Origin of the sequence: Lactiplantibacillus daowaiensis (assembly GCF_005405085.1) — a bacterium.
Taxonomy (GTDB): Bacteria; Bacillota; Bacilli; order Lactobacillales; family Lactobacillaceae; genus Lactiplantibacillus; species Lactiplantibacillus daowaiensis.
The window spans coordinates 20,433-33,411 of record NZ_BJDJ01000021.1; the positions used below are offsets into that span (position 1 = coordinate 20,433).

Annotated in this window: 16 protein-coding genes; 2 read left to right on the forward strand and 14 right to left on the reverse strand. The window is 43.9% G+C overall.

The annotated features are described in order from the left end of the window. Window positions 1-52 precede the first annotated feature (52 nt). The 8 genes from FFM75_RS11800 to FFM75_RS13990 all read right to left on the reverse strand — a co-directional run bounded on the left by FFM75_RS11800 (window position 53) and on the right by FFM75_RS13990 (window position 6,024). A complete protein-coding gene (locus tag FFM75_RS11800; protein ID WP_137629397.1) occupies window positions 53-1,237 on the reverse strand; it encodes an MFS transporter in 1,185 nt (394 codons plus the stop codon). Between the two features lie 200 nt (window positions 1,238-1,437). Then, on the reverse strand, window positions 1,438-2,208 hold the full coding sequence (locus FFM75_RS11805; protein ID WP_137629367.1) for a formate/nitrite transporter family protein: 771 nt from the start codon (window positions 2,206-2,208) through the stop codon (window positions 1,438-1,440). A gap of 167 nt (window positions 2,209-2,375) precedes the next feature. Then, window positions 2,376-2,546: a PspC domain-containing protein gene (locus FFM75_RS11810; RefSeq protein ID WP_137629368.1), complete on the reverse strand. Its 171-nt coding sequence runs from the start codon at window positions 2,544-2,546 to the stop codon at window positions 2,376-2,378. Between the two features lie 90 nt (window positions 2,547-2,636). After that, window positions 2,637-3,290: an amino acid ABC transporter permease gene (locus FFM75_RS11815; protein WP_137629369.1), complete on the reverse strand. Its 654-nt coding sequence runs from the start codon at window positions 3,288-3,290 to the stop codon at window positions 2,637-2,639. A gap of 18 nt (window positions 3,291-3,308) precedes the next feature. Beyond that, complete coding sequence (locus FFM75_RS11820; RefSeq protein WP_137629370.1) at window positions 3,309-3,947, reverse strand: amino acid ABC transporter permease; 639 nt, start codon at window positions 3,945-3,947, stop codon at window positions 3,309-3,311. Further along, window positions 3,947-4,783, reverse strand: coding sequence for a glutamate ABC transporter substrate-binding protein (locus FFM75_RS11825; RefSeq protein WP_137629371.1), 837 nt, complete (start codon window positions 4,781-4,783; stop codon window positions 3,947-3,949). Before FFM75_RS11825 ends, FFM75_RS11820 begins: the two co-directional genes overlap by 1 nt. 24 nt (window positions 4,784-4,807) lie before the next feature. Further along, a complete protein-coding gene (locus FFM75_RS11830) occupies window positions 4,808-5,548 on the reverse strand; it encodes an amino acid ABC transporter ATP-binding protein (RefSeq protein ID WP_137629372.1) in 741 nt (246 codons plus the stop codon). Between the two features lie 338 nt (window positions 5,549-5,886). After that, window positions 5,887-6,024: a hypothetical protein gene (locus FFM75_RS13990; protein ID WP_171001498.1), complete on the reverse strand. Its 138-nt coding sequence runs from the start codon at window positions 6,022-6,024 to the stop codon at window positions 5,887-5,889. 227 nt (window positions 6,025-6,251) lie between these two features. Between FFM75_RS13990 and FFM75_RS11835 the strand changes: the two genes are divergently transcribed. Beyond that, window positions 6,252-6,506, forward strand: a complete 255-nt coding sequence (locus FFM75_RS11835) for a hypothetical protein (protein ID WP_137629373.1) — start codon at window positions 6,252-6,254, stop codon at window positions 6,504-6,506. Between the two features lie 434 nt (window positions 6,507-6,940). On the opposite strand, the gene FFM75_RS11840 is transcribed toward FFM75_RS11835, so the two are convergent. After that, window positions 6,941-7,936, reverse strand: coding sequence for a D-2-hydroxyacid dehydrogenase (locus tag FFM75_RS11840; protein ID WP_137629374.1), 996 nt, complete (start codon window positions 7,934-7,936; stop codon window positions 6,941-6,943). Continuing rightward, window positions 7,936-9,135, reverse strand: coding sequence for an aminotransferase class I/II-fold pyridoxal phosphate-dependent enzyme (locus FFM75_RS11845; RefSeq protein ID WP_137629375.1), 1,200 nt, complete (start codon window positions 9,133-9,135; stop codon window positions 7,936-7,938). The genes FFM75_RS11840 and FFM75_RS11845 overlap by 1 nt, the downstream gene beginning before the upstream one ends. Window positions 9,136-9,536: 401 nt before the next feature. Here FFM75_RS11845 and FFM75_RS11850 point away from each other — a divergent pair, with 401 nt between their 5' ends. After that, on the forward strand, window positions 9,537-10,160 hold the full coding sequence (locus tag FFM75_RS11850) for an HAD family hydrolase (protein WP_137629376.1): 624 nt from the start codon (window positions 9,537-9,539) through the stop codon (window positions 10,158-10,160). Window positions 10,161-10,325: 165 nt separating this feature from the next. Here FFM75_RS11850 and FFM75_RS11855 read toward each other — a convergent pair whose 3' ends face one another. The 4 genes from FFM75_RS11855 to FFM75_RS11870 all read right to left on the reverse strand — a co-directional run bounded on the left by FFM75_RS11855 (window position 10,326) and on the right by FFM75_RS11870 (window position 12,949). Then, the gene (locus FFM75_RS11855; protein WP_137629377.1) at window positions 10,326-11,174 is read right to left on the reverse strand and encodes a DUF6681 family protein; all 849 of its coding nucleotides are present in this window, start codon (window positions 11,172-11,174) and stop codon (window positions 10,326-10,328) included. 3 nt (window positions 11,175-11,177) lie between these two features. Beyond that, window positions 11,178-11,735 (reverse strand): hypothetical protein, encoded by a 558-nt coding sequence (locus FFM75_RS11860; RefSeq protein WP_223876673.1) that lies wholly within the window; start codon window positions 11,733-11,735, stop codon window positions 11,178-11,180. 125 nt (window positions 11,736-11,860) lie between these two features. Further along, window positions 11,861-12,313 (reverse strand): Fur family transcriptional regulator, encoded by a 453-nt coding sequence (locus FFM75_RS11865; RefSeq protein ID WP_137629378.1) that lies wholly within the window; start codon window positions 12,311-12,313, stop codon window positions 11,861-11,863. 72 nt (window positions 12,314-12,385) lie between these two features. Then, window positions 12,386-12,949 (reverse strand): guanylate kinase, encoded by a 564-nt coding sequence (locus FFM75_RS11870; protein ID WP_137629379.1) that lies wholly within the window; start codon window positions 12,947-12,949, stop codon window positions 12,386-12,388. Window positions 12,950-12,979: the final 30 nt, after the last annotated feature.

Here is a 12,979-nt window from a genome sequence, read left to right on the forward strand (position 1 = left end):
TCTTTCTCGGCATCTCCTTTTTTATGCTGCCTGATCCTTTAGACCGCGCATGTTAGTGGTCTAAATTGGTTTGCTGACAGCGCGTCATCGTTTGATTTAATCGGATCACGATAATCAATGCTAACGCATCAAATACGGCACCACCAAATCCCAACTGCTTGAGATCACTGTGTGCTAAAACTAAAGCCGCCGTGGCTGAGCCGGCTGAAATACCAATATTGAAAAAAATAGCATTTAGCGACGACGCTAACAAAATAGCTTGGGGATAATCAGCTTCGGCTACATCTAAAAAATGAATTTGAATTGGTGAATTAACGACCGTGATTAATAAAGTCAAAATCACCAACAATGCAAAACCGGTCACCGCGTTATTCATCGCTAATGGAAATAACAATAATAACGCGATATCAACCACGTAAAATTTGGGCATACTTCTTAAGCCACTACGTTTGGCCACGATACCAGACAACTGATTGCCCATAATACTAACGAGCCCGATTACGAACAACAGCCAGTTCAACGCCAGTGGTCCAAATCCCAGCCCCGTTGTGAGTAGCGGCCGAATATACGTATAGTAGGCATACATCGCGGCGGCTGAACAAAGAATCAACAGTGCGCCCAAATAGATGCGGCGATCAGTCAATAAAACCAGTTGGTCTTTAATGCCACCTGAAACTTGCTGGATATCTTTTGGCAATAGCCATGCCATTACAATAACGGTTAACAAGCTAATCACTGATATCAAATGAAAGGCCACGTGCCAGCTAGTTGCGGTACTAATCGCCGTGCCAATCGGAACCCCAACAACTGACGCAATGCTAAAACCGGCCGCAATCCAAGAAATCAACATCGCCCGTTGATTACGCGGTGCAATATCATTCGCAAATAAGACCACCATCGATTCAATCGCCCCAGCCACTGCCGCCGTCAACATCCGTGACACTAAAAACCAGCCATAACTAGTCGTAAATCCGCTCCAAGTATTGCCAATCAAAAAGATCACTAACAGGCCCATCAATGTTTTATAGCGGTCAAAGCGATTAGCCAAAATGGTAATGATTGGCGTACTAATGGCATAAACAATCGCAAAAATCGTCACTAAGTAGCCGGCTGTAGCCACTGATACTGACAACGATCTCGCGATATCTGAAAGCACCCCCACGACCATAAATTCATTGCAACCTAGCATAAACGTTACCAAAACTAAGGCACTGGCCTGCCACCGATATTTTGTCATCACTTAAGTTCCCACCTCATTTAGTCTTCATATAAAAAGTTTACTACAAATACGACAGCATTATCGCTTTGAACAGTATACTGCTCATATTAGTATCGCTGCATAGCCATCAGCCAAAATGAGCCGCCCCATTAAAATAGCACGTCACGACTGATGATTGTTGTCGTGACGTGCTGTTATTTTAGCTTAATACTAATCAATTAAACCGATTTCTTTTGACCAAAACTCAGGTAATACAAGCCACCGACAATGCCGGCGCCGCCAATAATATTGCCAAGATAAACTGGAATTAAGTTGGTGATGAATTGTCCCCAAGTCGCGCCCCCTTCAAAGATGGCGGCTGGAATCAAGAAACAGTTGGCAATACTATGTTGGAACCCGACGGCCACGAAAATCATGGTTGGAAACCATACACCCAAAATCTTACCCGCGCCATCTTTAGCGCCAAACGACATCCAGACGGCAATGCCGACTAACCAGTTACAGCCAATCCCGGAAACGAAGCTTTGCCAAAACGGTGTGGCAATCTTGCCTTGCGCCATCGTAATCACTGCACTCCGGAACACGCCAACGTGGGTCAACCCGACAAAGTGCCCAAAGAAGTACGCCACAAAGACCGCCCCTACTAAATTAGCTAACGTGATTTCAAGCAAGTTCATTAAGAAATCACCAACGGTAATCTTCCGGGCATACATGGCCGTACTGACCGCCATCATATTGCCAGTGACTAACTCACCCCCGGCTAACAAGATAATGATCAACCCAATTGGAAACACTGACGCCCCAACTAATGATGCCACACTCCCCAAACTAGCTGGAATCGACGCCGACACCCGCACGTTAGCCAAAAAGCCAATCGCAATCAACGCACCACCTAAAAAGCCCAAAATCAGTTTGGCTAATAAGGTGTTGCGCACTTTAGCCGTTCCTTTATCAATGCTTTGCGCCAAAATCTCTGCTGGACTAAACATCTTAACATCCCCTTGGTTAATATAATTGCTGAATATGCCACCATTATATATGAAAACGTTTACAAATGGAATGAGTTTTAATAATTAATTCACAATTGAGTTCATTTATTTTTATTATACAAGCTGATTAAAAAATGGCGTTGCCGATACAACGTCATCACTGATGCTTATTCACTTGGCAAAACTGACGCCAGAATCAAGTAAATCCAAATAAAGATACCACCGCCAAAAACAAAGACGGCTCGTACTAACCAACTTGGCAGCCCTAGTGCCGTGGCCAAACCGCCACAAACGCCCGCAAACATCCGATCCGTTGTTGAACGATAGACGCTTCCCATGAGCTAGTCCCCCCTTTTTTATACCCCCAGAATACCAAATAAACGCCCCTAGCACTAGCTAAGGACGCTTCATAAAAGTCATTTATTTCGTTATGCCAGCTTCTTATCCAAAATCCGTGATAAGACCGACAACGCATAACAAATAATAAAGTACATCACCGCAATCATCAAGAACATCGGTAAGATGTACGCCGAGTTTTGCCCGTAAATGATTTGCGCATGGTTCAGTAATTCTGGTAACACGATAATCGTCGCTAATGACGTATCTTTAATCAATGAAATAAACTGACTGACGATCGTTGGAATCGTCTTTTTAATCGCTTGTGGAAAGACAATGTGCCATAGCGCTTGGACATAAGACATCCCATTGGCTCGGGCGCCTTCCATCTGACCATAATCCACGGCCAAGATCCCTGACCGTACGATTTCAGCTAGCATCGCCGATTCAAAGATCGTCATTGCTAGAATTGCCGCGAAGATGATCCCGGGTTTAAACCCAAGATGTGGTAACCCAAAATACGTGAAGAAAATGATCAAAATTAATGGTAAGTTCCGAATGATATCGACGACAAAGCCGACCACTGCGGATAAATATTTAATTTTAACGTAGCGCAATACCCCAAGAATCGAGCCAATGATGAAGCTGGCAATAATTGAGATAATGGACACTTCAACGGTCACCCAGAGGCCTTCGAGCAAGAACCGAATGTTGACCCAAGAATACGCTTGAATAAAGTTTTGCATAGTTTAGCCGCCCCCTTTTTACGCTAACCGTTTTTCTAAATGTCGCATGTAATAACTCAATGGTAACGTGATGATCAAATAAAAGACCCCGACGACCATGTAACTATTAATGGTGTCTAGTGACAAGGACGCAATCGAGTTTCCTTGATACATCAAGTCAAAACCAGCCACAAAGGCAAGCACGGATGAATTCTTGACCAAGTTAATGAATTGGTTACCCAACGGTGGAATGACGATTTTGAACGCCTGTGGTAACACGATAAACCGCATTGCTTGCCAATACGTCATCCCATTCGCGCGGGCACCTTCCATCTGACCATTATCAACTGACTGAATCCCAGCCCGTACCGTTTCGGCAATAAACGACGACGTGTAAATCGTGAGACCAATCGTACCGGCCGTAAAGCCATCGATCTTAGCGACATACATTGGAATAATCACGTAGAAGAACATCGCAATGACCAATAGTGGAATGTTCCGGAAGATTTCGATGTAGATCCGCCCAATAATGCGCATCGCCCGGTTCGGTAAGACTTCAAAAATCGCAAACATCGTCCCAATAATCGTACTAAAGATCAAGGCAATGATACTAGATAATAAGGTATAGCCGAGCCCTTGAATTAGCTCTGACCAGTAGTGTGTAAGAATATAAATCATTAGCGCGACGCCTCCTTATAATTGAAGCCAGCGACGTTGCCGAACCACTTCTTCAAAATGCGGTTATAAGTCCCATCGGCTTCGATTTCTTTCAACGCTTGGTTCACCGATTTCTTAAAGGCACCTTGACCTTTATTAATGGCAATCCCGTATGGTTCTTTAGTGAACGCCCCGCCAACGACTTTATAGCCAGGGTTTTGTGACGCCATCCCATAAAGAATCCCATTATCAGTCGTTAACGCGACCCCTTGACCAGACTTTAAAGCGGTCATGGCTTGCGCATAATCAGATAGTTCAAGCACTTGGGCCTTGGGCGCAAACTTCTTAATATTAGCCACGGAGTTAGCCCCGGTGACCCCGATCACTTTAGTCCCCGTCTTATTTAAATCCTTAACGGACTTAATTTTGCTGTTATTTTTGACCAATAACGATTGCCCGGCATCAAAATAAGAATCTGAAAAATCGACTTGTTTTTCACGTTCCGGTGTAATCGTCATCGTCGCAATAATCGCATCGATATTCCCATTTTTTAGTAATGGAATCCGTGTTTGACTCGTGACTTGGACGAACTTGGCTTTACCATCTTTACCCAAAATCTTTTTCGTTAAGGCCGTGGCAATATCAGCATCAAATCCCTTGATGGTATTATCCTTAACATCCATCAATCCAAATAACTTCGTATCGGCTTTAACGCCCCAGGTAATCGTTTTGCTCGCTTTGTCGTTCGCTAAAACATCTTGTTGTGACAAGGATTTGCGTGACCCACAAGCCGTTAAGACCACGGCAAGTAACCCCACCATCCCCAGAACACCCAGGAAACGATTTAACTTTTTCATACGCCATTTACCTCCCTGGATGTGTTAGTGTGTAATAATTTTGCTCAAAAATTGACGGGCCCGTTCATTCGTTGGTTCACCATCAAAGAATTGTTCTTTACGATCATCTTCCAAGATTTCGCCATCAGCCATGAAAATCACGCGGTCAGCGACTTCACGTGCAAAGCCCATTTCGTGGGTCACGACTAACATCGTCATACTTGAATCTTCGGCAACGCGCTTCATAACGTTCAACACATCATCGATCATTTCTGGATCAAGCGCTGACGTTGGTTCGTCAAATAACAAGCATTTTGGTTTCATCGCGAGTGACCGCGCAATCGCGATCCGTTGCGACTGACCACCAGAGAGTTGGCTTGGTAAGTTACCAGCTTTATCGGCTAAGCCAACACTGTCTAACAAGTCCATGGCCAACTTTTTGTTTTCAGCTTCTGGCCGTTTTAAAACTAATCGTGGTGCAATCATGATGTTTTCTAAAACCGTTTTATTGGCGTAGAGATTGAAGTGTTGGAACACCATCCCGACGTTTTTACGAATCTTATTCATATCGGTCTTCTTATCCGCTAAATCAAACCCATTGACTAACAACTGACCTGACTGGACCCGTTCCAACCCATTCACAGTTCGAATCAAGGTACTTTTCCCAGAACCAGATGGTCCGATCAAAACAACTTTTTCGCCTTCATCAATCGTTAAATTAATATTTTTCAGGGCGTGGAATTCACCATAATACTTTTCAACGTTGTGGAATTCGATCATTGACATTGCAGTCACCTTCGCTTTCTTCATCAGGCTGATAACTGATGGTTTCGGATTATCGCATTAATATTTTCTCTTAAAGATTCCTTATCTTTCGTTAATGCTATTTAAATAGTTTAATACATAATTAGTAAATCTGTCAAAAATGAAGTTAATATTGTCCACTATCACCAATTTAGTGTTAATTTACGGGAACCTTTTCAGTTAAAATAACTGAAATCACCACCCCAACTTGAACAAATCCAGCATTGTCAGGCTTAATCTTCGGAAATAAGCATCAAAAAACCGTTAATTTTCGTTCTATTATGAACAAAAATTAACGGTTTTATCATTATTTTTTAATTTTATTTTTGACTCGTTTTGCTGTGAATAATTAGGCCCAAATAAACGAGACCACCAACGACTAAAGCGCCCCAAACCAACATCGAATCAATCGGATACATCGCCCGTTGCGATAAAACATGCATGATAATCCCAACCATGGTCATCCCTGCTTTCATTTTAATTGATACGCTTAGTATAGCGAGCCATCAACTGTCAAAAAAGTGGGGTTTAAAAAATTTTTTCTGAAGTTTTTTCAGATTTAGCTAAGTTCTGACTAACCGACCTTTTTTCTTAAAATTTCTCAGGTATCATTCAGTTATCGTTAGGGGCAAGCTTTACGCAAAGCTGGTATTCTAACATCATACCAATTAGGAGGTAACAGCTTATGTTACTTGACCAAGACTTAAAAATTAAAAACATTATCGCCGCGCAAATCGTAAGGGTCTTCTACCCTTACATTATTGCAAAAACTGAAACTGGCGAATATCTCTCTTTAAACATCTCTGACACGGAACACAATGACCCCTTATTCTGGGACGAGCTCCGCAGTATCTTAAAAGCCAAAATCTGGGTGCCAATCGGCAAGCACTACCACCAGCTCTTAGACAATGGCTGGATGGTCAATCAACCGGTTTATTAGTTGCGGTAACGACTTAAAATAAGTCAGTATAAGCCATTTACTGACAGTTTGAGCTCATACCTAAGCGGTGTTTGACCGTTGTTTGCTGACCGATTACTGGACTTGTTATTTGACTAAGTATGAACACTAAGGAACCGCCACCAATAAAAATTAGGTGGCGGTTCCTTTTATAACGCTTAAAATGTGTCATCTACCTTAGCTGCAGATCAGCAGTCATGGAAGTCGCCGTACAAGTGGTGTTAGTTCGGCATGATTTTTGGCGGACTTACACCACCGACATCTTTGGTGATTGGTGAATTGTGCCAAGCACCAAAGTGAGGTTCGAGACCGGTCTTCAGGCTCGAACCGGTCGCCACGGCTACTGGAATTACTGCTGACCGGAAGCAGCAAGCGTCTACAAACTACTGATTTTTCCAAACCTTTTGTTCAGTTAGTTAAATCGCATGTTCAGTTTGACCACCATGTAGAATCGTCAACACATCATCGAGACTAATATCGACCATGTTCTTAACGGCCAAGTTGGTGTAAAAGCCCACGTGGGGCGTGATAATAACATTTGGCATTTGCATCAATTGGGCAATCAGTGGATCTTGTAAGGGTTCACCTTGATGATTTTGGTTAAACAACGCCGCTTCACCTTCAACTGTATCTAACGCCGCCCCCGCTAATTGACCAGCTTTTAAAGCCGCAACTAAGGCTGACGTTACGATGACTGGGCCACGTGAGGCATTAATAATGAAAGCGTCCGGCTTCATTAAGCGCAACGCCGCTGCATCGATCAATGCTTTAGAGGTCTCATTTAAATCAACATGTAAAGTCACGACATCGGCTTGTTTTAATAAGTCTTCCTTAGTATCCACATAAGTCAACACATCAGTTAATTCAGGGTGTCGGACCACATCATAAGCAATCACTTTAGCCCCTAACCCGTGGAACAAACGCGCTACAGTCCCACCGATTCGGCCGGCACCAATGACGCCAACTGTTAATGAGCGAATCTCACGGGCTTGTAACCCAGCCCAGCGGAAATCTTGTTGATTGATCCGTTGATCGAACAATTCTAGATTCCGAATCAACCGCATCGTTTGGGTCACAGCCATTTCAGCCACAGAGTTTGGTGAGTATGCCGGCACATTGGTCACCGTCAACCCGGCCGCTTTAGCTGCCGGAATATCAATCGTATCAACTCCAGCAGTTCGACTAGTAATTTGTTTCAAACCGGCAGCTGCTAATTGTTGGTAAACGGTCGGATCATCGCCAATTGCACTGCGTTGTTGAATCACTAAGCCATCGTACCCCTTAGCTAAAGCCGCCGTATCAGGATGAAATTCCAAGTCATTCGTATCAACTTGTACCTCGTTTTTAGCTGCCCAAGCCTTAATTGCAGCCATTTCATCATCACGCACACTATACATTAAAATTTTAGTCATTAGTTTGCCTCCGTTGTGGCTTGTTTTGCTGCGACATATTGACCGATTCGATCAACGGCCGTCTTTAAGTCAGTCATCGAAGCGGCATAACTGATACGCACATAACCTTCACCGCCAGGGCCAAAGGAACTCCCTGGAATCAATGCAACACGCGCATCGTGGGCCAATTCACGACAGAAGGCCATGCTATCTTGTGGTAATCCAGCTGGAATTTTACTGAATAAGTAGAAGGCGCCTTCCGGTTTGGCTGACTTGAAACCGAGTTTGTCTAACCCAGCGTATAAAAAGTCGCGGCGCGTTTGGTATTCTTTTTTCATCACTTGGGCATCATCTAAGCCATGACTTAATGCTTCAGTGGCCGCGGCTTGAGCATTGGCAGTCGTCGTTGTAACAGTGAATTGATGGATCTTGCCTAATTGTGTCGTAATTGCCTTGGGTGCACACATGATACCGATCCGCCAGCCGGTCATCGCATGGGACTTGGAGACCCCGTTAAGTAAAATCGTTTGCTCTGGTAAGTATTTGGCAATCGAAACATGGGTATCCCCATAAGTCAGTTCACTGTAAATCTCGTCAGATAACACAAAGACTGGTTGATCCGCTAAGACGGCAGCTAAAGCTTGCAAATCAGCCGCATGATACGTGACCCCCGTAGGATTGGATGGGAAGTTTAGGACAACCGCTTTAGCTTTGGGATGATCAGCTAACGTTTGTTTGAGTTGAGCTGGTGACAAGACAAAGTTATTAGCCGACGTATCCATGAAGACTGGCGTGGCGCCAGCTAATTTCGCAATTGCAATGTAAAGTGGAAAAATCGGGGTCGGAATCAAAACTTCATCACCGGGATTTAAAATTGAACTCAATGCGGTGTAAATCCCACCAGTCGCACCCGCCGTAATGATAACTTCACTTTCAGGATCGTAATGAACATCATACTTGGTTGCTAAGAAATTGGCCGCTGCTTGCCGTAATGCTAAGGTCCCATTGGACGGCGCATAGTGACTTTCATTATTTTCAATACTCTTAACGGCCGCTGCTTTCACATGTTCAGGTGTATTAAAATCAGGTTCACCTAACGTTAACCGAACAATCCCTGGAATATTTGCAATTTCTGCGTTGAACGCTAAAATATCCGATGGTTGAATTTCCGCTAACCGATTATTCATATGTTGGACCAAAGTTTCACTATCAATAGACATAGGCCAAGCCTCCAAATTTATTTAACTGGTAACAAGTTAAGTCAACAAAAAACGCATCCCAACTGGAAGACGGTTCCAAGGGATGCGTTAAAAATAACGTCGGTTTAAGATGAGCGCCGCCCTTGGAATTTTAAACATCCATGGGCGCCATTGAATCACAAAAAGCTTTTGGCAACCGCATCGATGCAAACATCGAAGTCGTGTTTGCACCTAAGCTGCGGGCACAAACACTAGCGAAAATACCAAAAGTAAAAGCTAGTCTTTAGTTTTTGATTCAATGGTAATGACATATAGCATTAACTCCTCATCAATTTATAATCTAACTATAACAATCCGAATTCAGACTGTCAACGGGGAATTTGCTATACTGAAGTTAATTCATGGCGAAAGGAAGATGATTAATGACTTACCGTGCTTTAATCTTTGATATTGATGGTACCTTAACCAATAGCCAACCCGCTTATGCGCGCGTGATGCGCGAAGTACTAGCTGGTTATGGCAAACCGTTTACCGATGCTGACGCCCAAACCACATTTCCGATGTCGGCCGAACAGGCGATGGCGCATCTTGGCATTGCGGCTGACGATTTCGATAAATTTCAGGCGAGCTATGAGGCCGTTATGGCCCATCACTATACTGATATTACATTATACGATGGCATCGACGACTTGTTCAGTCAGTTGCCTAATGATTTAAAAATCGGCATCGTCACTTCCCAACGTCACAACGAAATCGACGCCGGGATGGCACAATACGCCATCATGGATCGCATGTCCGTGGTCATTGGCGCCGATGATACGCCGAAGCGCAAGCCGGATCCATTACCATTACTAACTGCCCTAGAAAAACTAAACGTTGCCCCTAGCGACGCTTTATTTGTCGGTGATTCATTGAGCGACGAACAAACTGCCGCGGCAGCTAAAGTCGACTTTGGTTTGGCGGTTTGGGGGATGGACCCGAACGCTGACCATCAAATAACCGCCTATCGCTTTGATAATCCGCTAGATATTTTACGCGTCTTTTAGGTCTGGCAAGCTCATTATTATTAAATACGAAACAACTTAAGCTAAAGCTAAAAATAGTGGTCATATGAAAGTTCGCCTTTCATATGACCACTATTTTGTCGTGCCTTTTTATGGTTGAAACGTAGTCCAATCGGTAGTTTGTGCCGCTTGGATTACGCTAAATTTCTAGTAAGTCGACCGCGTAGGCGTAGCATCGGATTCCCGATCTTCAAACGCCACTTGGGCAGTGACTTGGTATTCACCAGGTTGTTCGATCGTTGACGTCCGCCCAGCGATTTTCTCCATCCCACCGGTAATTAACGTCGATGCCAAATATAACTTGTAATCTTCATGCGCATCATGCACATCAGTCAAGCCAACCCGCGTAATGTGACCAACTGGCAATTGATCAATTTGATTGATTCCTGCATAAATGACCAACTTGTGATTTTCCAATTTCAATTGTGAAAATGGGATCTGGATACCTTGGCCAATCGCACTGACTGGTTCACCGGTTGCCCGCACTTGCTTCATAATAGCCGCATCGCTCATGCCACCATAATCCAAACGCACAATATTAGCTGCTTGTAATTGATCAACGATTTGATGGACGTTTTCTTCTTCTGCCCGCGATGTTTTAACTGCCGCTGGTAACAACTCTTGCCCATCAAAAATCCCATTAGCTGGAATATAAGGTTGGTTTTGGTTCCCCATTGCCGCTTGTTTTTCCGCCGCAACGGCTTCCTTAGGCTTCCCACCTAATAGCTTTTCAATCTTAGGTGACAAATCAAAGGGTGGCTTCTTTTCGGTGAAATAGTAAAAAATATTCAACATCAAGAAGTAGATGACAACTAGGAAAACTAGCATGTAAATAATCCCACGCAGCCAACTCCCGTTTTGCATTAACCGCACCGCCACATAGCCAAGATAACAATTCCCAGCCGCACCGAGTAACGTGTAAATCTGATTTTTGATCTTAACGTTAACGTTGACGTAGCCTAAGGCATGATTAATCATATCTAAAATACTAAACATTGATTATTCGCCTCCGTCATCAGTACTAGTGTCAGTCGTTGTATCCGTTGTCGCGCTTTGGGTCGTCGCACTCGACGCTTTTTTGCTGCTTGAAGAAGCTTCGGTCGTGTCCGTGCTACTTTCGTCGGTCGTATCATCAGTCGTATCTGTGGTGCTGGATGTCTTCTTAGCACTAGATTGCGCGGTGGTACTATTTTTCTTTGCTGATGAGCTACTTGCTTCAGTCGTGTCATCACTTGAACTGCTGCTAGAGCTGTCATCTGAACTACTGTCTTGTGAACTCGAATCATCACTCGATGAGTCGCTACTGCTCTTATCTTTGCTGCTATCATCCGAGCTACTATTCTTATCACTCGGTTTATTTTTATCGCTGCCACTGGTGCTAGTCGTTGACGTTTGGACCACACTGGAACTGGTAGCCGAAGCCCCATTGACCGTATGGGTGGTCTTGTTAACAACGACGTTGGTCGCGCCGAGTGCTAACACAATTGATACAATTGCAAATGGTGATATAAATGGCGGTGTCCGATAAGCCATCGATGTCATTCCCTTCTGATTCAATTATCCGTTCTTCTTATCTCGAAACTCTATTTAACCATGGAACCATTAAAACTGCATTAATTATCCTCGAAATTAATAAACTCTTTAGCAAGCCACTTCAACGCCTGATACGAAAAAAGCCGACCCTAGTCAGCTTTCACTTGAGCGGCCTGCTTAGCCGTACAATCCGCGCATAAGCCATAAATTTCGATACGGTGACCCGTAATCGTACAGCCGGGTAACTGCGCCACATAGTCATCCAGTGGACATTCTTGCAATTCCATCACGCGACCACAATTTGAACAAACAAAGTGATGATGATGTTGATGATTAAAATCACATTGATATTTAACTAAGGTTTGCTTGGCTTGTGACTTTAATTCAAGCAACCCCAGCGTCTCAAACTCTTTGATATTACGATAAATCGTATTATGACTCATCCCAGCAAATAACGTCCGCATATGATCATCGACAGCCGAAATCGCCACATAGTGATCTTGATAGGTCACTAAATAATCCAACAGGGCTTGCCGTTGTTTGGTAATTTTTAACTGATTGCGACGCAAAATTGCCACCGCTTGTTCTAACGTTGAGTCCATCTAGGTGCGCCCCCTGTGCAGTAAATCATAATCATTACTATTTAGTGTAGCATATCTAGGGTGCAAAAGATATTACGCGACCCGATATTTAGCCACGAGCGCATCCAGTGCAACCGCTGTTTGTTGCCAATCATCATTGACGATGACTTGCGCGTGTCCCACTAGTCCTACTGGCAATTGTTGGTCCCGTTCATATTCATCACTGGCCACCCGTTGTTGAATGCGTTCAGTGGCATCGCCACGCTGCGTTAACCGTTCGATTAAAGCCGCTTGCTGCGTGACCTCTAAATAAATCACCACTGCTTGATCACCTAGCGCTTTAACATAAGTTTCAGCACCAGCCGTATCTAACACGATACTGATCAGTGGTGACGTTTGCCAGGCCGCAGCCAGCCCCTCACGTGACGACCCATATTGATTGCCACTGTAGGTCACATGCTCTAAATAATGTTTGGTCGCAAAACTAGCCGGCGTTTCAAAATAATAATCACGATTATTCACTTCACCGTCGCGTGGTGCCCGAGTTGTGTGGGTAATCACTTGTGGAATCTGATAGTTTTCTAGTAAGTAGCGACAAACCGTTGTTTTGCCACTGCCGGTTGGTCCAGTTACGACCAAAACGCGTTGGGTAGTCATGAGTTAAGATCTCCTAAATTCGTTTAAATT